General features: G+C 39.6%; 14 protein-coding genes. 8 read left to right on the forward strand and 6 right to left on the reverse strand.

From position 1 onward, the window contains the following. Nucleotide 1: 1 nt before the first annotated feature. Nucleotides 2-1,657 carry a peptidase domain-containing ABC transporter gene (locus G509_RS0115105; protein ID WP_026992307.1) on the reverse strand — a complete coding sequence of 552 codons (1,656 nt, stop codon included), beginning with the start codon at nucleotides 1,655-1,657 and terminating at the stop codon, nucleotides 2-4. 113 nt (nucleotides 1,658-1,770) lie between these two features. Then, nucleotides 1,771-2,172, reverse strand: a complete 402-nt coding sequence (locus G509_RS0115110; protein WP_026992308.1) for a hypothetical protein — start codon at nucleotides 2,170-2,172, stop codon at nucleotides 1,771-1,773. Nucleotides 2,173-2,443: 271 nt separating this feature from the next. On the opposite strand from G509_RS0115110, the gene G509_RS0115115 reads away from it, so the two are divergent. Together G509_RS0115115 and G509_RS0115120 are read left to right on the forward strand one after the other, a co-directional pair. Then, complete coding sequence (locus G509_RS0115115; RefSeq protein ID WP_026992309.1) at nucleotides 2,444-3,844, forward strand: FAD-binding oxidoreductase; 1,401 nt, start codon at nucleotides 2,444-2,446, stop codon at nucleotides 3,842-3,844. A 296-nt stretch (nucleotides 3,845-4,140) separates the two neighbouring features. Further along, nucleotides 4,141-4,818, forward strand: coding sequence for a YceI family protein (locus tag G509_RS0115120; protein WP_026992310.1), 678 nt, complete (start codon nucleotides 4,141-4,143; stop codon nucleotides 4,816-4,818). 229 nt (nucleotides 4,819-5,047) lie between these two features. Here G509_RS0115120 and G509_RS0115125 read toward each other — a convergent pair whose 3' ends face one another. Both G509_RS0115125 and G509_RS0115130 read right to left on the reverse strand, forming a co-directional pair. After that, complete coding sequence (locus G509_RS0115125; RefSeq protein ID WP_026992311.1) at nucleotides 5,048-7,447, reverse strand: glycoside hydrolase family 31 protein; 2,400 nt, start codon at nucleotides 7,445-7,447, stop codon at nucleotides 5,048-5,050. Between the two features lie 221 nt (nucleotides 7,448-7,668). After that, a complete protein-coding gene (locus tag G509_RS0115130; RefSeq protein ID WP_131450688.1) occupies nucleotides 7,669-11,637 on the reverse strand; it encodes an ATP-binding protein in 3,969 nt (1,322 codons plus the stop codon). A gap of 599 nt (nucleotides 11,638-12,236) precedes the next feature. Here G509_RS0115130 and G509_RS22215 point away from each other — a divergent pair. From G509_RS22215 to G509_RS0115155, 5 genes are all read left to right on the forward strand, one after another. After that, nucleotides 12,237-15,251 carry a SusC/RagA family TonB-linked outer membrane protein gene (locus G509_RS22215; protein ID WP_207382683.1) on the forward strand — a complete coding sequence of 1,005 codons (3,015 nt, stop codon included), beginning with the start codon at nucleotides 12,237-12,239 and terminating at the stop codon, nucleotides 15,249-15,251. Nucleotides 15,252-15,269: 18 nt separating this feature from the next. Then, complete coding sequence (locus G509_RS0115140) at nucleotides 15,270-16,862, forward strand: RagB/SusD family nutrient uptake outer membrane protein (protein WP_026992313.1); 1,593 nt, start codon at nucleotides 15,270-15,272, stop codon at nucleotides 16,860-16,862. 291 nt (nucleotides 16,863-17,153) lie between these two features. Beyond that, complete coding sequence (locus G509_RS0115145; RefSeq protein ID WP_026992314.1) at nucleotides 17,154-17,897, forward strand: alpha/beta fold hydrolase; 744 nt, start codon at nucleotides 17,154-17,156, stop codon at nucleotides 17,895-17,897. 175 nt (nucleotides 17,898-18,072) lie between these two features. Beyond that, nucleotides 18,073-19,077, forward strand: coding sequence for an EamA family transporter (locus tag G509_RS22220; RefSeq protein ID WP_051200247.1), 1,005 nt, complete (start codon nucleotides 18,073-18,075; stop codon nucleotides 19,075-19,077). 14 nt (nucleotides 19,078-19,091) lie between these two features. After that, nucleotides 19,092-19,709, forward strand: coding sequence for a trimeric intracellular cation channel family protein (locus G509_RS0115155; RefSeq protein WP_026992315.1), 618 nt, complete (start codon nucleotides 19,092-19,094; stop codon nucleotides 19,707-19,709). A 119-nt stretch (nucleotides 19,710-19,828) separates the two neighbouring features. Here the strand turns inward: G509_RS0115155 and G509_RS0115160 are convergent, their stop codons facing one another. Both G509_RS0115160 and G509_RS0115165 read right to left on the reverse strand, forming a co-directional pair. After that, the gene (locus tag G509_RS0115160) at nucleotides 19,829-20,971 is read right to left on the reverse strand and encodes a methionine aminotransferase (RefSeq protein WP_026992316.1); all 1,143 of its coding nucleotides are present in this window, start codon (nucleotides 20,969-20,971) and stop codon (nucleotides 19,829-19,831) included. A gap of 77 nt (nucleotides 20,972-21,048) precedes the next feature. Beyond that, nucleotides 21,049-21,435, reverse strand: a complete 387-nt coding sequence (locus G509_RS0115165) for a hypothetical protein (protein WP_131450689.1) — start codon at nucleotides 21,433-21,435, stop codon at nucleotides 21,049-21,051. A gap of 271 nt (nucleotides 21,436-21,706) precedes the next feature. On the opposite strand from G509_RS0115165, the gene G509_RS0115170 reads away from it, so the two are divergent. Beyond that, nucleotides 21,707-22,687 carry a DUF6268 family outer membrane beta-barrel protein gene (locus tag G509_RS0115170; RefSeq protein ID WP_026992318.1) on the forward strand — a complete coding sequence of 327 codons (981 nt, stop codon included), beginning with the start codon at nucleotides 21,707-21,709 and terminating at the stop codon, nucleotides 22,685-22,687. The last annotated feature ends 81 nt before the right edge of the window (nucleotides 22,688-22,768 follow it).

Consider the following 22,768-nt stretch of genomic DNA (forward strand, 5'->3'; position numbering starts at 1 on the left):
GTTATAGCTTTATGTCGTTAATAATTTTACCATCGCCAATAGCTATCATACGGTTACATTTATCTTTATAAATGTTGTTTTTAGAAGCCACAATAACGGTCCATTTATTTTCGGCAGATAACAGGAAATCTATAATTTTATCCGAAGTTGCCTCGTCCATCATACTGGTAGGCTCTTCTAAAAACAAAATGTTAGGCTTGTGCACAATGCTGCGCGCCAGCAATATTTTTTGGATATCTGATGCCGAAAGTTCGCTGCCACTGGGGTGAATGTGAGTTTCCAACCCATTAGGAAAAGTTTTAATATACGGAGAGAGCTCTACCTTATCCAGTGCCCATTTTAAATCATCATTATCAATGGCGTTGTTGCCAAACAAAATGTTGTTGCGAATGGTACCGTCAAAAAGGGTTTCGCCCTGCAACAGTGTGCCACTTTGTGCCCTGTAGGTATCTTCGTCCATCCTGTTCATGTAATCATCGGTAACATACATGGCACCGCTCTCGGGCTCCAGTATGCCCGATAGCAGGCGCAGCAGGGTACTCTTACCCGCTCCGTTTGCCCCTGTTACCAGGATTTTTTCTCCCTGAGAAATTTTAAGGTCGATATTTTTAAGTGATTTCTTTTCGGCACCCGGATAAAAATACCCCATGCTTTCGGTCTCAATAGTAATGCCCCCCTTGTTAACATCGTGGGTGGTAGGTATGCCGTGGGTTTCCATATCGGTAACCTGGCCAATTTTTTCTACCGAGGTAAGCACATCATAAAACGACTCCAGCCCAAAAATTACTTTTTCTACCGAGTTGATAAGCAATACAATTACAATTTCTGCGGCCACAAACTGGCCAATATTCATTTGATGGTTCATTACCAGAAACCCACCAATAGATAATAGGGCTGCCGTAACAATAACCTTAAAAACAACAAGCTGTATGTACTGTTTTTTCATAACACCAAAGTGCTTTTCGCGAAAGCTTACATACTCGCTAACATACTTGTCGTTTCGGTCAAGGGCATATTCAAACTCCCTTTTTTTTCTGAAACTGTCGCGGTTACGGGCAATTTCCTGCAGCCATGCCGCTACCTTGTATTTAAATTTCGATTCTTTAAGGCTGGTTTCCAGACCATCTTTATACGAAAATTTAAAGATGATGTACAAAATAGCAATAAAAAGCAGGCCTATAACCATAAAGAAGGAATGGTATAAGGATAGCAATATAATACCAAAACTAATTTGCAAAAAGGCTGTAGAAAAATCCAGCAGTAGCTTGGCCGTGCCTTTTTGCACCATAAGCGTATCAAAAAAGCGGTTGGCTTTTTCGGGGGCGTAGTTAAGGTGCATTTCTTTAAACTTAATTAAGGGCATGCGATAGGCAAACTCAAAAGACGAACGCACAAAAATGCGCTGTTGCAGGTTCTCTACTATACGCAGCTGCATTATATTTAGCACCCCACCAAAGCCTACAGCCAGGGTAACCAGGATTACAAGTATAATCCACGATACGCTAAACTGCCCACTTTGTATAAAGTTAATAATTGCCTGGACTCCCAGGGGCAACGACAGGTTTACCAAACCGGCAAACGCTGCATAAAATAGTATTTGATATACATCGCGCTTATCAAGGCGCAGTAAATTATAAAAACGTTGTAAAGGCGTCATATATAGTAATAGTACAGAAAATTAATAGATAAGGCAGATAGGCAAAATGCCCATGCACAAGACTATAGAACGTAATTTCTATAAATCCTGAACAAAAATTTTGAGGGATATACTTATGCTATAAATTCTGGAGGAGGCAGGTATATTTTGCTGTAAAAGCCAAATATAAATACCGGGTTGGCTATAAAAGCTTTATCTTTTATAGTGGCTTGCAGGTAATTAGCAGCAATACAAGCGTTATCTGGTAGTAAGTAATCTAAGATTACGGCAGCCTTGTTGGCTTTTTCGGCCTTGTTTTTGGCGTCGAGTTCTTCGTATTCTTCGGTACAGCCATCGCACTTAAAAATCTTTTTTAAGATGTTGGATATAATACCTTTAGCAGATGTTATGTGCGTGTTTTGCGTTAGCAGCTCTGTAACCGTATTGGATGCATTAAGGCTGCTGATTAAAAAATAGCCGATTAGCAGCACCTGAAGGCACTTACCAAACACACTATTTCTAACACTTTCTAACATAACTTTTATTGATACAAAACAACGATTGTGCCAAATAACGTAATTTTAGTAGCAATAACAAAGAAAATTAGAGCATTTAATGTGCAATATTAGAATTTCTAATATTGATATTGAGTTAGTTAGTAAATATTTAAGATAAATACTAACTACTGCTATAGATTGAATTTCAGCAATCTGATTATAGAATTTATGTGTAAGAGTCAAAAAATAGTATACATTTGATTATTAGCAACTCAGCCAAAAAAAATTACTATATAAAATGATTAACTCTATGCATAAATCGTACATTTTAATAGTAATGCTGGCACTGTTTTGCTTTGGCCCTGCCATAGCGCAGGACTCCTTAAACATTGTTAACGATGTTACCCAGCTAAACCCCATTACGGTAAGCCAGATAATTGCGCCTACCACTACAAAACAAATAGTTAGTGCTGTAAAAACACACGATGGCCCTATTAGTATTGGTGGCGGTCGTTATAGTATGGGAGGCCAAACGGCTACCGAACGCGCTCTGCATATAGATATGCGAAGCTTTGACAGCATTGTTCACTTTTCTGAGACTGATAAAGAAATTACCGTACAGGCAGGCATTACCTGGCGAAAAATACAGGAATTTATAGACCCGTATAACCTATCTGTTAGCATTATGCAAAGCTACGCCAACTTTACCGTAGGCGGGTCGTTAAGCGTTAATGTACATGGGCGATACATTGGTAAGGGGCCTGTTATACTATCGGTAAAAAAAATAGAGGTTGTGTTGGCCAACGGTACTATTGTAACCGCTACCCCACTACAAAATAAGGAGGTGTTTTATGGCGCCATTGGCGGATATGGCGGCCTGGGTGTAATTACAGAGGTTACATTGCAATTGGCCGATAACGTAAAGGTGGAGCGTACCGATAAGCTGCTTGCCATTAAAGACTATAAAGAGTATTTTTTTGATAACATTAAAAACGATTCCACTGTAATTTTTCATAACGCCAATATCTACCCTAATAATTACAACAAAGTACGCGAGGTATCGTACAGGCAAACATCTAAAGAGGTTACAATAACCGACAGGCTTAAACCGCTGGACGAAAAATACAATGTAAATAAATATGCTTTTAAGGTAATTTCGGCAAGTTCTTTTGGCAAATGGATGCGGCAATATTTATTAGACCCTGCCCTATATGCCGGTAACCCTGTAGAGTGGCGCAATTATGAAGCCAGTTACGATGTGTTAGAACTGGAACCGGAATCCAGAATAAAATCAACTTATGTGTTGCAGGAATATTTTGTACCTGTTGGGCAGTTTGATTCGTTTTATCCTTTAATGGCTACCATACTTAAAAACAATAATGTAAACGTTATAAACATTTCTATACGCCATGCCAATAAAGACCCGGGCTCTTTACTGGCCTGGGCAAAAACAGAGGTTTTTGCATTTGTATTGTATTACAAACAAGGCACTGAACAAAAAGATAAGGATGCTGTAGCTAAGTGGACACAACAACTTATAGATGCTTCAATTTCCTGTGGCGGCACCTACTACCTGCCCTACCAATTGCACGCTACACAAGTGCAGTTTGCACAAGCATACCCGGATAGCCCTTTGTTTTTTGAACTGAAAAAGAAACTCGACCCCACAAACAAGTTTACCAATAAGCTATGGGATAAGTATTACCCTTAGCATTATTTAAAGCTACATTTTATGTTCATTAAACTACTAACTCCATAAAAGTAATTTGTTTTAAGGGTTACAAGGTATTTTAAAGTAAATGGTGTTGTTTATCTAATTAAAAGATTTAAAGGCTTTTATTTTGTTGTTATGCAAAAGAGTTCTGTTATGTACTTGTATTTGGGTTGTCTTAAAGCTTTTTCTTGCAAGAGTAATTTAATATTTTTTTGTAATTTTATTTTTATTAAAAAAAGTTGGTGTGCACAATACACAATTAACAACAACTTATAAATTAAAATTATTTAACAATGAAAAAATTTAATGTACTAACATTGGCGGCAGTTACTTTATTTTTAACGGCATGTGGCGGAAAATCTTCTGAGGAAACCACAACTGTTGAAGAACAACAAGTTGCAGAAAAACAGGGAGAAGTTTATACCGTAAACGTAGAATCATCTAAAGTAGAGTGGAAAGCATTTCATAAAGGGGGTTTTGCGCCACGTTGGGGCACGCTTGCTATTAAGTCTGGAGAAGTATCCTTAGAAAGTGGTGAGCTTACCGCCGGCGATTTTATAATAGATATGCAAGCTCTTAAGGTAGATCCTGCATCGGTAACCGAAAAAGATAAAAAATATTCTGAATTGGAAGGCCACCTAAAAAGTGCTGACTTTTTTGATGTTGAAAAAAATCCTACGGCCGATTTTAAAATAACTAAAGTGGCTAATTTAGACGCCCCGGCAAAAGATGATGCTACGGGTGCTAATAAAACTGTAAGCGGTAACTTAACACTTAAAGGCAAAGCCCTAAATGTTACTTTTCCGGCAAAAGTTACGGTAGTAAATGGCGCTGTAACCATACAGGCTAAATTTACTGTTAACCGCTCTGATTGGGATATTAAATTTGGAACTACAGAATCTGACCCTGCAGAATGGATGATAAGCAAAGACATTGAAATTGGTATTGATGTAAATGCTGCAAAAAAATAAGATACGTTAAAATTATGCCCTTACGTAGTAGCTTTTTGCTGCCTGAGTAAGGGCATAAATTAATGTAATGCACAAATTACAGTAGACATATCTAATACAAAAAAATATGCCGGGAACCACCCCGGCATACTTGTGTAAAAACACAAAACGAACAATAATTGAACTCCAAACTTATTTTTTATAGCTTAGCCTATCCAAACAATTGTTTATAAAGGCAAGCTTTTAAAAATTAAAACTTAATGGTTTGCATCATGCCTTTGTAGGCTACAGTTTTATCTGTTTTGTTAGATTTATTGGCACCTGTACCATTTTGAGGCGTTACCAACACAACATTAAACTTACGTGATTTTAGCATGCCTGTAAATTTGCCGGTTGCAGCACCTATGGTAAGTACTTTAGCTTTATCATTCCAATTAAATTTTATGGTAGAAAATGCGCCTTTTTCGTAATTATAATTGTCGTTTTCATCTTCATACAGGGTAAACTCTCCATCGGCACCGGCGTAGATCCTTACTTCCAGTTCATCCCATTTTTTCTCTGTAGCATATTGTACTTTAGGGCCAAGCGGAAGTATTGTACCTGTCTTTACATATAGCGGGATAATATCTACCGGAACTTCTTTATCTACAGTCTGTCCGCCCTCAAAAGTTTGCCCAGTCCAGAAATCAACCCATTTTGTACCTTTTGGCAGGTAAACCTTTTGCGACCCTGTTTTATCAAAAGTGTTTGCCTTTTTATTGTTGTCATAATACATAGATGTTGTAACCGGGGCAACTAAGATCGATTTACCAAACAGGTATTCGCTATTTAGGTCGTACACATTTTTATCTTCAGGAAAATCCATTACAAGGCCACGCATCATAGATCCTGACGATGATGTTACATCCCACGCGGTTGAGTAAATGTAGGGTAACAGGCTATATCTTAAGTTGATATACTTTTCTATACCATCATAAGCCCAGCTGCCTTTAGCGCCAAACCGGTAAATTTCGCGGGCAGTATCGGTACCGTGAGAACGCATCATTGGGCAAAACGTACCAAACTCTAACCAACGCAGGTACAATTCTTTAAACTCGGGGTTATCGTGCCCGCCTTGGTACTTACCCGAAAAGAATCCGCCTATATCGCTGTTCCAGTACGGTATACCTGTTAAAGAAAAATTAACCCCTGCCGGTATCTGCTTTGCCAACGTCTCCCAGCTCGATGTAATATCGCCGCTCCAGGTATTTGCACCGTAACGCTGCTGCCCTGCAAATGCCGAACGCGTAAGGATAAACACACGCTTGTCTGACGATGTTTTACGTTGGTTATCATACACACCACCAACCGTCATTAAAGGGAAAGCATTTCGCACTTTTCTAAAAGAACCCAGGTACGTTTTATTATCAAAGTCGGAGTCTTTAATATCCAGGTGGTCAGGATCGGTAGAATCCATCCACCAGCCGTCCATACCTAACGAAAAGATACCTTTATTTAGGTAATCCCAGTAAATTTTACGCGCTTCCGGATTGTAAGGGTCGTACACCTTTACACCCGATGGCGGGTCTGTAGGTTTAGCCGGCCAGGTATTAACGGCACGCGGTGGCCAGGTAACAAAATCCATAAGCATACCTTTATCTTTCATAATGCCGAAGGGTTTTGTTTGCGGCCCAAAAGATGCCCATATAGAAATTATCATGTGTGCATTCATACCATGCACATCATCTACCATTTTTTTTGGGTTAGGAAACTCCGGGTTTAAAAATTCCATCGAGTTCCACTGATAATTATCGCCCCAGTACTGCCAGTCTTGTATAATACCATCCAGGGGAACCTTTAAGTCGCGGTATTTTTTTACCACATCTACCAATTCTGCCTGGCTTTCGTAACGTTCTTTACTTTGCCAGTAACCAAAAGTCCATAACGGAAACATTGGTGCCTGCCCGCTCAAATCGCGCATTTGAGCAATAACACCATCGGCATTTTTGCCATACATAAAATAATAATCTATGCCATCGCCTACTTCGCTTTCAAAAGAAGTTTCCGCTAAATTATCCGTGTAATAAGTTGGCGAATAATTATCCCAATAAATGCCATACCCTTTTACAGATTGTAATACAGGTGACGTATCTTCGAGGTTATCCTGCCTAAGCAGCAGCTTTTGCCCACGCTGCGACATCTTACCCCTTTGATAGATACCAAGGCCATATACGGCTTCTTCCGGCTCCAGCATAAAGGCCTGGCGTATAATAAATGTTTTTTCGCCGGCATCTGTGGTTGGGGTAAACTGGGCACCATAATCTTTTTCGGTAAGCAGTTGTTTTCCTGCAGTATCTGAATAAGAAATTTTTCCGGTTAGTGTATTAACTGCCACCTGTATTGCACTACTCTTTACAGTAACAGTATTATTAGCCTCTGTAACTGTAAAGGCTGCTTTTGCCGGCTTTTTTATTATGGTAAGGCTTTCTTTTTTGAATGTTTTTCCTTGTGGTGATTTTATAATACGAACCGTTTCGGGACTGTAGAACTGAACTTCCAGATCGATGTTTTGTGCATGGACTTTAACCCCAAGATTGGTCTTTTGATGGTTTTGCGCAAAGGCCTGGAAAACCGTAAAGAGAAATAGTAAAGAGAAAATAAAATTCTTCATAATTGTACTTTTAGGCAACGCGAGTAAGTAGACTGCTTGCGTGCCGATTGGATTTTAATTATTGGTTATAAATTAATAGATTGATATTTGTTTAAACTACAATACAACTATTACGTTTTAGTAAAAGTCAAATATAGTTTGCTATGCGCAAAAAATGCCTATACGTATGTTGAAAAGAATACCAATCTGGTTGAAAAATACAGGTAGTTTAGAGCAACTGTTTACTTAGTGTTTACCCACTTATAATACTGAGATGGTTTTGTACCGTACTCATCCTGAAAGCATTTGCTAAAATAGGCGGCGTTATTAAACCCTACAAGCGTTGCAATTTCGGTAATGGTATGCTCGCGCTGTAATAAAAGGCGGGCAGCATTTTTTAATCGGATGGATCTTATAAAATCTGATGGTGTTTGCCCAACTGTAGCAACCAGTTTACGGTACAGGCCGGTACGGTCCATGTTCATATCTTTGCTAAACTGCTCTACAGAATAAGTGGTGTCTGATATATTTTTTTCTACACAAAGCAGTGCTTTCTGAATAAGCTTTTCATCAATATCCGTTACAGTTACTGTTTCGGGCTGCACAACTATAGCCTTTTTAAACAGGGTTTTTCGGAGTTCCTGCTGCTCTATAAGATTGTGTACCCTAAGCAGCAAAATATCCATGTTAAAAGGTTTCGCAATATAGGCATCGGCACCCGCTTTGTAACCCTCCAGCTCGGCCTCATCAGATGAGCGCGCCGTTAACAACAAAACCGGTATGTGCGATATGCGGATATCTTTCTTTAATTCAAGGCACATCTCTACACCGCTCATTTCGGGCATCATAATATCGCTTATAATAATGTCGGGCATTTCTTTAAATACCTTATCTAAACCTTCTTTGCCATTTACGGCTGTAATTATAGTATACAGGCTGCTAAGATGGTTAGCCATAAACTCACGAAACTCGCGGTTATCCTCTACTATTAAAATTTTTAACTGGCCTGGTTTATTAGTCGTGTAGGCAGGTGTCTCATCTTTGAACCCTTCGGGTTGTAAATTGGCAGGCAGGTATAAAGAGAATACCGACCCCTTACCTACTTCGCTCTCTACCTCTACATAGCCTTTATGTACTTGCATATATTCTTTTACAAGATGCAGGCCAATGCCGCTGCCGGTATTGCCCTGCACCTGGTTATCGGCCTGATAAAAACGGTTAAAAATTTGGGAAATATCTTTTTTAGCAATGCCATAACCGGTATCGGCCACAGTTATTGCAATTGCAGGTTCGCCATTTTCAGCAAAAAAAATATTTTCGGCTGTAAGATTTATAGTGCCTCCTTTAGGGGTAAATTTAAATGCATTGGACAGAAGGTTATTAATAATTTTGGCCAGTTTATCTTTATCTACATACAGCCAGAGGTTCTCAAACTTAAACTGACAGTTAAACGCTATTTCTTTACTATTTGCGGCCTCTGTAAAGGGCTGGCACAATTGCCCAATGTAATCTCCAATATCGCAATAACTTAAATGCAGGTTTTCTTCACCGGACTCCAACCTCCTAAAATCCAGTAGCTGGTTAACAAGGCCTAATAAATTTAAGGCATTATGATAAATGCCGGTAAGCTGGGGTTTAAGTTGGGTATCGTCAACTTTTTTTAATAACACATCTAAAGGTGTCAGTATTAAAGTTAATGGTGTGCGCAGCTCATGGCTCATATTAGTAACAAAGCTCATCTTAAGCTGGTTAAGCTCTTCCTGCTGGGCTCTTAGTTGTTTATTTTTTAACCTGCTGTAATATGTTCTGAAGGCTATAAACACCAATCCAAAAAATAGAGCCACGTACAATACTAACGCAAAAGGTGTTTTAAACCAGGGGGCATTTATGGTAATTTGCAGCGTAGTTATTGGGCCGATCCACTGCCTGTTACTATCTGCAGCCCTAACTTTAAAAGTATAAGTGCCGGGAGAAAGATTGGTATATGTAGCACGTGCAATACCATCTGCTGCATTGGTATTTTGCCAGCGGCTATCTACCCCATCAAGAAAATACTGGTAATAGGTTTGAGAGGGGTTAACAAAATTAAGCGCCGAAAACCCTATGCTAAAAAAGTTTTGGTTGTGCTTAAGCGTAATTTTATTGGTAACGGCAATAGCATTGGTTAGTATACGGTTACCCTGGTGCACTTCGTTTTGAGTAATCTCTTTACCAAAAAGCTGAAAGCTTGTAAAAACAGGTTTTAATTTTTTTGAGTTGATAGGGCTATGGGTAAGATCGAGTTCATTATAACCATCTATACCCCCTAATAGCAAATGCCCATTTTGAGTAATATAAGATGACCTTTCTATAAATTCGTTACCAATAACGCCATCATACGTATTAAAGTTATTAAACTCATAGCTGTATTTACCCTCCTGTTGTTTAACTTTTACATGAGAAACGCCATTTGCTGTTGTAACCCACATAGTATTATCCGGATCTTCTATAACCGATTTTATGGTGTTATTAACCAATCCCTCCGCATTATGAAAGCTTTGCAGTTGTTTTGTACCCTCATTCCAAACATTTAAGCCATCTTGTGTGCCAAACCATAGTAGCCCCCTGCTATCAGTAAACAAGCAATTGTATTGCTGGTTATTATGCCTTAACATAGCGGCGGTATCATCTCCCGCTTTAGATAAAACAGATGTTTCGTCAATAACATTATATATAAACAACCCTTTGTCTGAAATACCTAAAAGGTTGTCTTTCCATACAATAACCTGCGATGCCGAGCTTATCTGCTGCCCTTTAATTGAAGTAACATTAATTTTTTGTGTGCCTCCTGTAGCCGAATTAAATTGCAGAAGGCCATTAGCTGTACACAAGTAAAAAATATTTTTAGATGCCTGTGTTATAGAGGTAACATTACCTACAGGATAATGTTTAATCTTATCTCCTTCAATAAAATACAAGCCATTTGGTGTACAAAGCCATAGGTGTTTCGCACTGTCTTTTAATAGGGCGTTGCATTGTATTTTAGAAAATTGGCCTGAAAACGGCACCAATTTTTCTATCCCGGGCAAACTGTAAAAAAGTCCTTTTGTGGTGCCTGTTAAAATTTTACCGCTGCCGTCCTGCACAAAGCAGGTAACTGCTAAATCCTGGTTAGGCAAGGCAGAAAAAAAAGTTTTCCCGATATTTTTAAACCTAAAACGATCCGGGTGATAATACAGCAGGCCGCGATTTAGCGTGCCCACCCACAGCCCACCCTGTAGGTCGTTATAAATAGTACTAACCTCTGTATCTATAGACCTGCCATCTGCCATACGCAGGGTTGGTATAAACTGCCGCTTTTGCAAATCGGGACTAAAAACCCACAAACCCATTTTGCAACTTAAAAGAATGTTTCCTTTTGTATCTATAGAAAGATAATTAAGCCAATAATCTGTTTTAAGTATGGTACTCCACGGGCGCGATTTGGTGTTATAGGCAAGCATAAGCCCCTTACTACCATTACGCAACATATATATGTTATTGTTTACAGGCAAAACAAATAAAGTACGGCTGTAGGCACTGGGCAGCTGCCCCGCTAACGAATTATCTCTGTATACCTCTTTACCCGATTGCAAATTATAACAAACCATTAAACCTGATTTATAAAATAAAAATACCTGGTTGTTAAGTACCGCAATATCATAAAGCAGATTAGAGCCAGTGGTAGTGGCAACGCCTTTCAGAAAAGTTCTTGTTGTTTTTTGCTTATTATTACGATAAAGCAACCTACCGCTGCGGGTTAGCATCCACAAATTCTTATCTGAGTCCATAAAAAAATCAGATAGCGGCTCGCTTACACCCATGCTTGCAAAAACGCTATCGGTATGCTCTTCAAATTGCTCTGTAAACATATTTATAAGCATTAGCTTTCCATTATTCTTTATCCAGAAACGGCCATTGCTTTCTACATACGTATGCGTAAATCCAGAATAACCAGACAAAGGGTAAATTTTTTGGGCATCTAAATGTACGTACTGAAAGGAAGCACCATTATAAATATTAACCATACCGTCAGTTACAATTACCATGCGGCCATCCGGCAGCTGGTTAATACCACGTACGGCGTTTTCCGAAAGCGTATTTTTACTTTCTACCGGCGTAAAGGCGTTAAATTGCTGGGCAAAACCTATATTATGGCAAAGAATGGCCAAACTGAAGAAAAAAAATTTCACGTTGTTTTGTTTGATAGAAATAACTTTAAGTGTAAAAATAACAATAATAACTATAACGATGTATTTTACCAATGATAAATAAAGATTTGATAGTAATATGGTATATTATCAAATAAAAAAGACGTTAATAAAAAACAAAATAGGTTGTGAAATAATGGTGTGAATTATAAATTTGCAGTCGGTAATGAAATTTGAGATTATCTAAAATAGACAACTATTTATAATTGTATTATTTTAGCAATTTCACCATATAATTACAGCGACAAAATTGTATCAGCATCCTAATAATTTATCATTGCATTACTGTGTACCGCTCTTTACTAAACTGTGGACAAGCGCAACCTTAAAATGACATCGTATTCTTATAAATTTATAAATTAGATATTTTTAGTGGAATAAAAATACTAATTTACCATTTTACCCCTCTTTTTTTACGATTTTACCCCCCTTCTGTTTTTTTACTTGCCCATTACTTTGTGAACTACAACGATTAAGTGTATTTTTAACATTTAAAATGTTTTCCAAAACTATTTGTTGATAGAAAACTATGCATGTTTCACTAAATCGTTTTCGTAACCAAATCCTTAATTAAACCATTTATGACAAACATTTACAATTTAAAATTGCCTGAAGCCAAAAGTACTATGCTCTTTTGGTTTTGTGTATTATTCTTTTCCTGTACAACATTCGCTGCTGGCAGTAATAAAGCAGCAGCTTTTCAGTCGCCTATTACGGGTACAATTACTTCTAAATCAGATGGCCTCGGCCTACCCGGTGCAACCATTATGGTAAAAGGCACACAACAAAATACAACTACAGATATAGATGGTAAGTTTTCCATAACTGTATCAGATCCTAATGCTGTACTGGTTATTAGCTTTATGGGCTTTAAAACACAGGAGATACCTGTTGCCGGACAAACCGACATTAGTATTACGCTTGAAGAAGATGTGGCACAGCTTGACGAAGTTGTTGTTGTGGGCTACGGTACGCAGCGAAAAGGCGACGTTACCAGTGCAGTAGCTACCGTTAAGGCCGAAAACTTTAACCAGGGACAGGTAAAAGATGCCGGCCAGCTTATACAGGGTAAAGTAGCAGGTCTTGCCATAACCAACACCAGTGGCGACCCTACTGCCGTAACTTCTATTAAACTTAGGGGTAATAATACGCTTAACGGCGCATATTCAGACCCGTTAGTACTTATCGATGGTATTCCCGGGTCACTTAATACCGTTGCACCAGAGGATATTGAAAGTATCGATGTACTTAAAGACGGATCGGCTGCGGCAATTTACGGTACACGTGGTACCAATGGTGTAGTTTTAATTACAACCAAAAAAGCCAAAGGTGGCGAAATTGATGATGTGCAGTATACTGGCTATGTAAGTACATCGCGCATTGCAAGCAAGCTGGATATGCTTTCGAGCCAGGAATTTAGGGAGTTATATCCACAGTACGATAACGGCAATAATGTAGACTGGCTTAAAGAAATTAGCCGTAAACCGGTTACGCACGTACACAACCTTTCGTTAAGAGGCGGTAGCAGTAAAACAAGCTATGCAGCTAACATTAACTACAACAGCCAGCAGGGTATTATGCTAAAATCAGACAATGTTACTTTTAGGGGCCGCGTAGAGGTTAACCACCGTATGTTTGATGATAAGTTAATGGTAAAATTCTCTGTTTTAGGCAGAGAGAATAAATATACCTCAACCACAGATGCAGGCAGCTTTAATTCTGGAGCTTACTGGCAGGCACTAAGAAGAAACCCAACGGATCCAATTTATAATGCCGACGGCACCTACTACCAAAACAAAGATAAGCTGGATTATGTTAGTCCAATTGCACTTTTAAATGAAGCCGATGGTAATGTTAAAACATCTGAGGTGCGTTACAACAGTACCTTAACCTATAATCCTATAAAAGACCTTACCCTTAATGCACTTTTCTCGTATGTAAAAGAAAACCGCGCCACAGGGTACTCAGAAACACTGCAGCACTCATCGGCAACAGTATACGGTTTTCCTGGATATTCGTCTATTTCAGGATTTAACCGTATGGAAAAACAAACAGAGCTTACCGCTAAATACGATAAAACTATCGATAAAAATAAGTTTAGCGTACTGGGTGGTTACAGCTACATAGAATCGGATATAGAAAGGTCTAACATGTCTAACTACGGCTTTCAGGACGATTATTTTGGCGGATGGCATAACATAGGCGCAGGTTCGGCACTTCCATTGGGCCTTGCCACTATGGGCAGCTCTAAAAACCACGCTAACTTAATAAGTTTCTTTGGCCGTTTAACGTATGCTTATGATGATAAATACCTTTTGATGGCAAGTTTGCGCCACGAGGGTGCAAGCCAGCTGTATGGCACAAACAATGCATGGGGTACTTTCCCGGCGGTGTCTGTGGGTTGGAAAATTACCAACGAGAACTTTATGAAAAACCAAACGTTGTTTGAAGAAATTAAACTTCGTGCCGGTTACGGTGTTACAGGTTCGCAGCCATCGGGCTCATTCCTGGGTGTAGCGTTATTGCAATATGGCGACTTTGCCCTTGTTAACGGCCAGTGGGTAAGAACCATTACCCCTGCCTCTAACCCTAACCCTAACTTAAGGTGGGAAGAAAAGAAAGAAACCAATATAGGTGTTGATTTTGCCATGTTAAAAGGCCGCCTTTCAGGATCTATAGATGTGTACAACCGTAACGTAGATGGTTTGTTATATTCTTATAGCGTACCTACACCTCCAAACTTGTACCCTACAATAGTTGCTAATGGTGGTACCATGCAAAACAGGGGTCTTGAGGTATTAGTATCGGGTGTACCGGTGCAGACTGACGATTTTGAGTGGACTACCACGGGTACCTACTCTACTAACAGAAACAAGCTTAAAAGCTTAGATGGCGCTTTCCAGACGCAGTACGATTATTTTGATACCGGTAATGTTTATTACGAAGGTATGACAACGTCATCGCACAGGGTTCAGGTAGGCCAGCCGGTTGGTAACTTTTACGGCTTTAAAGTGGTAGATGTAGATGCTGATGGTAAATGGGTATACCTTAATAAAAACGGAGAGCGTGTAAACTATGACGATTTTACACACGACCCTACCGACAGGCAGGTATTAGGCAATGGTTTGCCAAAATGGTATGCCAGCTGGATTAATACGGTTAGGTATAAAAATTTCGATTTAAGCATTAACGTTCGTGGTGCTTTTGGTTTCCAGGTTGTTAACGAAGCGCGTATGAATTATGAAGGTACCCAGAACGGTTATGCCGATAACCGCCTTGCCTCTGTAAAAGACCCGGTTTTTGGAAAAACATTACTAAACACATCAATAGCGCCTGAGTTTAACAGCTACTATGTGGAAGATGGAGATTATGTTAAGATAGATAACATTACACTTGGCTACTCGTTCAAAAAAATTAAATCGTCTTACTTTAAATCAATAAGGCTTTATGGTACTGTAATGAATGTATTAACAATTACAGGTTACAATGGTATAGACCCTGAGGTTAATACATCTGGCCTAAACCCTGGTGTAGACAGCAGGAACAGGTATCCAACCATAACATCATTTACTTTTGGAGTGCAGGCTCAATTCTAATTTCAAAATAAAATTACAATGAAAACAAATAAAATATTTTTAGCAACAGGCATTATCATGCTATTCAGTACCATTTCGTGTACCGAACTGGCCGATGACAGCTACGGATCTGTTATATCAGAAAATTATACACCAAGTACCGAGACAGATATTAGTGCCTTAGTAAACGCTGCTTACATACCGTGGAGAAAAACCATGCTTTTATGGAACGGCGTTGTAAGGGCGCAGGAACTGCCGGCCGATCAGGATGTGCTGCCGGCACGTACCGGTATTGGCTGGGTAGACGGTTACGTGTATAAAAGAATGCACGAACACACCTGGACATCGAGCGATGATGGCGTTTTACAGCCCTGGAGCCGTACCTATGAAGGTATTAATACCTGCAACCGAATTATATACCAGATTGAAAGTGGTGTAATTACGGTTAGTGATGAAAGAAAAATCGAGCTGTTAGCTGAACTTAAAGTACTTCGCGCCTCTTACTATTACCTGCTTGTAGACCTGTTTGGTAATGTGCCAATTGTTACCGATTTTAGCGATGCAAGCCTGCCGCAACAAGCTACAAGAGCCGAGGTATTTGATTTTATAGTTAAAGAAATCAACGATAATATAGGCTCATTATCTGAAGCGCCAAGAGGCCTTTATTACGGCCGTATGAACAAATGGGTTGCCAATACCATACTGGCTAAAATGTACCTTAACGCCCAGGTGTGGCGCGGCCAGCCTATGTGGGCAGAATGTATTACCGCTTGCGATAATGTAATAGCATCCGGAAACTACTCTTTAGAGGCCAATCAAAAAAATGTATTTATTACAGAGAATGAAAATTCTAACGAAATAATTTTTGCACTGCCTTTTGACGAAAAATATGTAAAAGACTGGAATGCTTTCGATTTCCACATGTATACCCTGGCAAGCGATAACCAAAGAACATACCAGTTTACTAACTCGCCGTGGGGTGGCGTTTGCGCTACGCCGCAGTTTATTAACTCGTACAACGCGGCAGACGTGCGTTTAAAAGAAAACTTTATTGCGGGTCAGCAGTACGCTCTTACAGGCGAAGCATTATCGCTTAATTACGAAAATGCTGTACCATCTATAGACGAGTCTGATAAAGATGATGGTCTTCGTTGGGGTAAATTTGAATATGCTATTGGTGCCACCAACCGTTTAAGTAACGACTGGCCAATGTTTAGGTATGCCGATATACTTCTTATGAAAGCTGAAGCTTTATTAAGGTCTGGGCAGGCAGGTGCAGGTGCATTGGTAACACAAGTGCGTACAAGGGCGTTTGCAGCCAACCCTGCATTAGCTACGGTAACCGATGCCGAATTGATGTTAGGCAGTAGCTACGACTATGGCCGCCGCGATACCAATTCTCAAACTTTTGAGGGCGGAAGCGATATTGCAATGGGCAGGTTTCTGGACGAGTTAGGCTGGGAGTTTACACAAGAGGGGCGCCGTCGTCAGGATCTTATTAGGTTTGGTGTATTTACTACAAAATCGTGGTTCTCGCATGATGCTAATAATAATGCCAGCCGCAACATCTTCCCTATCCCTAACGATGCAATGCTAACAAATTCAAACCTTGTGCAAAATCCGGGTTATTAATGGCTAATAAAATGCCATTAAGTACAATTCCATTATAATAAAATTTGGGTTAGTTTTATATTTGGGTCAATTAAAAGTGTGAGGACATAGTTCTCACACTTTTTTATTTTACTATATCCTCTATCTCGAGTTATTTATTATTGCTTAAAGTAGTGTGTTATCTAATTGAAACTGTTGTATGATTGTAAATACATCAGGTAAAAAAATTAATACAATTTTATTATCCTACTAAATTGGTAGACTAATAAAGTTATATTACATTTGTGGCATAATTATCAAACCAGACCAATTATGAGTAACACAGTATTAACAGCGCAGCATAAGGTAAAAACGCAAAAAAAAGACCTTATATTTTTACATGGCCTTTTTGGAAACCTTAGTAACTGGCAGGCTGTAAAGGAAAAGTTTGAAGACATACACAACGTTTATATTCCCGAATTACCCCTCTATAAAAAGAACTCTAAAGAAGCCAACCTTAATCATTATGTGGCATTTTTAAGAGATTACATTCAAATTAACAATATTGATAATCCTATATTAATAGGTAACTCACTGGGTGGGCATATAGCACTACTCTATGCGTTGGAATATCCTACAGAAGTTGATAAGCTTGTGCTTACAGGCAGCTCCGGGCTTTACGAAAGTTCTCTGGATATTTCTTTTCCGCGTATTAACGATTTTGAATTTATATCGGATAAGGTTAAAGAAGTTTTTTATAACCAGGAAGCTATTTCTGATGCGCTTATAGAAAATGTATACGCCACCATACAGGATAGGGAAAAGGCGCTCTCTGTAGTGCGCACCGCCAAGGCTGCCCGTAGCCAAAACCTTAAAGACACTTTGTATACCATTACACTGCCCGTTTTGCTTATATGGGGCATGCAGGATATTGTAACGCCGATTAGCGTGGCCGAAGAATTCTTTTTCCTGCTGCCTAATGCGCACCTGCACCTTATTAACCAATGCGGGCATGCCCCTATGATGGAGCATCCGGAAGAGTTTAATAGAAAATTAGAAGAATTTTTAAATACTTAGTCATGACTACTTTACACACTACCACCCATTTTATTATGATGTGCTGCTGCATGCCAAACCGGCGATGTTGTAAATGTACTTATGCTTAATTATACCAGAAATTATAATACTGCCTAAGCCCTTTTACAACCATGTAAAAGGGCTTTTTTTTGTTCATCAATCAATTTTAATTATCATGAATTCTATTATCAATAACTTTAAATTCAGGCTTATATTGGCCTTTGCCGGTATCTATATTATTTGGGGTACTACCTACCTTGCCATAACTTATGGGCTAAAAGGCTTCCCTCCTTTTATACTCTCGGGCCTGCGCTTTTTAATCGCGGGTTCTATAATACTGGGGTGGCTTTGTGCCAGGGGCGAAAAACCCAACTCGCTAACCAACTGGTATAAAAACTTTATACCCGGCTTGTTTATACTTGCCGCCGGCGTGGGCCTGGTGGCTTGGGGAGAGCAATATGTAACCTCTACAGAGGCTGCCATTATAATGGCTACAGAGCCTTTTTGGTTTATACTACTGGACCGCAAAAATTGGTCGAAATATTTTTCGAGTCCGTTAGTAGTTTCCGGATTGCTAATAGGTATTGGCGGGCTGTTGTTATTTGTAAAAGACAGCCTTTTTAACGGAGCGCACAACAATTATGGCGGGCTGAGGTTTACCGCTATTGGTGTACTTTTTATAAGCTCTGTAATATGGGTAGTTGGGTCGCTTTTTTCTAAAAACAGGGCGTCATCGCACTCTATTTTTATGAATGTGGCACAGCAGCTTATTGTGGGCGGCATACTAAGTTTTGGCATTGCCACCGCTGCCGGAGAATGGACTACTTTACAATGGACAGCCATACCAACTAAAGCGTGGGGCGGGCTGTTGTACCTTATTATTTTTGGGTCAATTGCTGCCTACTTATCATTTATCTGGCTGTTATCAGTAAGGCCGCCGGCACTGGTAAGTACGCACACCTATGTTAACCCTGTAGTGGCTGTGCTTTTTGGATGGCTTATTGCGAATGAAAAAATCTCTGCCACGCAATCCTGGGGTTTGGCCATAATACTTTTTGGTGTAATTTTAACCAACAGTACAAGCTATAGCGTTAGTAAGCGTACAAAAGTGCGCTTTAGGCCTATACTCAGGGTGTTAAACAGGGTGTTTAGCCCCTACCGCCATATTACACACTATTAATTTTTGAAACAATAATGACAGTTCAATATCTGTTCGAAGTTTTGGGCACAGCTTTTTTTGCGATTTCAGGGGCGCTGGCCGCAAATAAAAAATCAACACCCGACTGGTTTGGGGTTACGTTTATTGGGTTTATAACGGCCATTGGCGGCGGTAGCCTGCGCGATGTGTTATTAGGCTCTTACCCTATTGTTTGGGTTAAAGACGTTTATTTTATTTATGCTATACTGGTGGGTACCGTACTTGCCAGTATTTTTTACAAAACACTGCACAAGCTGCGCAAAACCCTTTTTTTATTCGACACCCTGGGTATTGCCCTCTTTACTATAGTAGGTACAGAAAAGGCACTTAGCCTTGGCGCGGGACCCGAAACCGCCGCTATGATGGGCATGTTTAGCGCAGTAATGGGTGGTGTTTTAAGAGACATGCTTACGCAGGAAGTGCCGATTATTTTTCATAAAGAGATATATGCCACGGCATGCCTTGCCGGTGCCCTGCTTTACCTAATGCTGCATTATTTTGGCATAAGCCGAAATATTAATTTTTGGTTATCGGGCAGCCTCATAGTGGCTATCAGGATACTGGCGGTGCGCTACAATTTAAGCCTCCCAAAATTCAGGAGGCAAACTGTTTAATTCTGTAATCATATATTACCAATAATTCTGCTTCTCATAGTGCAGCTAAAGATTTTAGCAACAATAATAAAATTGGAAGCAGGCAAAAGCCTGCTTCTTTCATTACTACTCATCTAAACTTATAAGGCAGTCAATTTACTACCGGCAGCAATAAGCAGGTCGTCTGTTTTGGCAAAGCAAAAGCGTAATAGCTTATCATCGTGATTATCTGAGTACATTCGCGATACCGGTATTGCAGCCACACCGTAGTCTTTTATCAGGCGTTCGCAAAAAGCCAAGTCGCCTTCGTTAGAAATATCCGAATAATCAAACAACTGAAAGTAAGATCCCTGGCAATGCAACGGCTTAAACCTGGTGCCTGACATAGCGTTAAGAAATATATCCCTCTTTTGTTGGTAAAAAGCAGGCAAGTTTAAGTACTCATCAGTTTCAGCTAAATAAAGCGCAATAGCTTTTTGCAGCGGATGGCTGGCACTAAATACCGTATTTTGGTGTACTTTTCTAAGTTCGATTGTCAGGTCAGGCGAGGCAATGGCATAGCCTATGCGCCATCCGGTAATGTGCAGTGTCTTCCCGAACGAAAATACGGCAACAGTTCGCTCCCTAAGCTCAGGATATTGCAACGGGCTATGGTGGGCTGCACCATCAAAAACCATGTGCTCGTACACTTCATCACTCAGTATAATAATATCGGTGCCTTTAACCAGTTGGGCAAGTTGCAGCATATCGTTATTAGTCATTAATACACCCGTTGGGTTATTGGGGGTGCTAGTAATTATCATGCGTGTTTTTGGGGTAATATAGGTGGCAAATTTTACCCAGTCAATTTTAAAATCGGGTGCCTGCATTTTATAAACTATCGGCTTGCCCCCTACTACATCTATAGCCGGGCGGTAGCAATCGTAACCGGGTTCTATTATAATAACCTCATCGCCGGGCCAAACAAAAGCGGCAATAGTATTAAAAATCATTTCGGTAGCACCACAGCCAATGGTAACTTCGGTATCGGCATCAACACCAACATTCATGCACTTTTGTATCTTGATGGCTACCTGATTGCGCAACGCAGGCAAACCGGCCATAGGTGCATACTGGCTGGTATTTTGGTTAAGGCATTGGGCAACCAGATCTTTTAACTGCTGTGCCGGCTCAAAATTAGGGAAACCCTGAGACAAATTTATGGCATTGTACTGATTGGCAAGGCCCGTCATGTACGAAAATATGTGGGAATGTATATAAGGTAGCTTGGATTTAAACTGCATACTGAAATTTTTAAGTACACAAAAAACCGAAAAAATTTCGGGATAATTAAAAATTTACAGGCATTTAAACGTAGCTATTATGCGGCTGATTTAATATCAAAACATAAAACGCACTGCTCTTTGTGGCTATCATCGTCTCGCAGGCATTCTACACGCTTTAACAATACTTCGTCTTTTTTAAGAGCTTCGAGGCAACGGTCGTAAATGGCCTGCCTGTTTTGTATTGTTGTAACATCTAATTTTACGCGTACTTCTACCACAAAATTAAATTTATAGGGCGACATTAAATACGAAAGGCTGTTATCATAACTATAAGCGCCCGACCAGTTAAAATCGGCCAGTTCCAGTTCGTGCTTATTAAGTTTCTCGGTTACAATACCCGAAACTATGTTTCCCGAAAAAATATCATCGGCCGGAAGGCCAATATTATCGCATGAAACAAATGTCATTGTGTAGGTATACATAGCAGCTATTTTGAATAAAAGTAAGCATATCATCCAATTAAGAAATTATATTTAACAAAAATATAAGTCGGGAACAGGCATAAACACTGGGTTTGTTAAAGTTTCGTGAAAATTCTCCACTTTCTGTGCTGCCCAAATTTATATATTTATACAAACGCCATTGGTGTAATTTATGTAGCATTTGTATAAAAATTATAACTACAGTGATGGTACAAATGTATCTTTGTTTGAAAGCCGGAAATAATTGCTTTCGGACCATAATATGCTATTTATGAAAATCAGAAAAATCTCGTATTTATTACTGTTCGTAACTCTGCCTGCCCTGTCTCAGGAAAATGAACCGGAGTCCAAAAAAGCCGGCGAAAGTATTACAGATAAATTCCCTACCACACGGGTCTTTGATGTGCAGTACGAACAGTTAGGATCTGCAAATTATGATACCGAGGTTTTTGGCGACGATGTAGAAAAAGCTACTGTAAAGAGCCATTCGCGCTTAAAAATAGCCGCCAACATACCTTTGTACAGGGCAAAATCGCAGCGGTTTTTTATAACCAATTCGTTACGCTATAAACGTGAAGGGTACGATTTTGGAAATGTATACAATGTAACAGCCAACGCCAACTACAGCAGGCCCAATCAGGAATTTCATTATCTGGGCGAAACGGTTAGCGCTACCTATTTTTCGCAGCTTTTTAAAAAGCCTGTTATTTATAATGCCTCTGTAACCGTAGATGGTAACGAGAAAGCACCACAGCGTGTAAAAGGGCTATTCTCGGCAACACTGGTATTAAAAAGAACGGCCAGCACCACCATGACGCTGGGTGCTGTGGCGCTATTAGACCCATCGTCTATAATTCCGTTTGCACCGGTATTTACGTATGAACACCAGTTTAAAGATTCGCCCTGGAAACTGGATATTATAATTCCGCAGCGCATACTCATTAAGCGTAAATTGCTCGAAAACGGCCGCTTATCGTTAGGTACCGAATTAAACAGCGAAAATTTTTATATCGATTTTGATACCAAAAACCTTAACGGCATGTACGAGCTTAACCAGCTTGAATTAAAATCGGGGTTAACGTATGAGTACAGTTTCTTTAAAAATTTCATTGGCACACTAAAAACCGGCGTAGACACGGTAATAACATCGCGCGTGACCGAAAGGGGCAAAAAAACAAGCAAATATGTAATTGAGAGTAAACAGGATGCCCAATTTTATTTTAATTTAGGGGTATCATACAATCCGTTTTAGGATAAACTTTCTGAGATATTTTTTAAGCTTACTTTACATAGGCTATTTTAATAGCGTGTATATTTGATAAAAAAACTACTA

The organism is Flavobacterium subsaxonicum WB 4.1-42 = DSM 21790 (genome assembly GCF_000422725.1).
Classification (GTDB): domain Bacteria; phylum Bacteroidota; class Bacteroidia; order Flavobacteriales; family Flavobacteriaceae; genus Flavobacterium; species Flavobacterium subsaxonicum.

Coding starts and splice junctions, on each gene's coding strand:
- G509_RS0115105 (WP_026992307.1), bottom strand. CDS start 1,657: ATGACGCCTTTACAACGTTTTTATAATTTACTGCGCCTTGATAAGCGC.
- G509_RS0115110 (WP_026992308.1), bottom strand. CDS start 2,172: ATGTTAGAAAGTGTTAGAAATAGTGTGTTTGGTAAGTGCCTTCAGGTG.
- G509_RS0115115 (WP_026992309.1), top strand. CDS start 2,444: ATGCATAAATCGTACATTTTAATAGTAATGCTGGCACTGTTTTGCTTT.
- G509_RS0115120 (WP_026992310.1), top strand. CDS start 4,141: ATGAAAAAATTTAATGTACTAACATTGGCGGCAGTTACTTTATTTTTA.
- G509_RS0115125 (WP_026992311.1), bottom strand. CDS start 7,447: ATGAAGAATTTTATTTTCTCTTTACTATTTCTCTTTACGGTTTTCCAG.
- G509_RS22215 (WP_207382683.1), top strand. CDS start 12,237: ATGACAAACATTTACAATTTAAAATTGCCTGAAGCCAAAAGTACTATG.
- G509_RS0115140 (WP_026992313.1), top strand. CDS start 15,270: ATGAAAACAAATAAAATATTTTTAGCAACAGGCATTATCATGCTATTC.
- G509_RS0115145 (WP_026992314.1), top strand. CDS start 17,154: ATGAGTAACACAGTATTAACAGCGCAGCATAAGGTAAAAACGCAAAAA.
- G509_RS22220 (WP_051200247.1), top strand. CDS start 18,073: ATGAATTCTATTATCAATAACTTTAAATTCAGGCTTATATTGGCCTTT.
- G509_RS0115155 (WP_026992315.1), top strand. CDS start 19,092: ATGACAGTTCAATATCTGTTCGAAGTTTTGGGCACAGCTTTTTTTGCG.
- G509_RS0115160 (WP_026992316.1), bottom strand. CDS start 20,971: ATGCAGTTTAAATCCAAGCTACCTTATATACATTCCCACATATTTTCG.
- G509_RS0115165 (WP_131450689.1), bottom strand. CDS start 21,435: ATGTATACCTACACAATGACATTTGTTTCATGCGATAATATTGGCCTT.
- G509_RS0115170 (WP_026992318.1), top strand. CDS start 21,707: ATGAAAATCAGAAAAATCTCGTATTTATTACTGTTCGTAACTCTGCCT.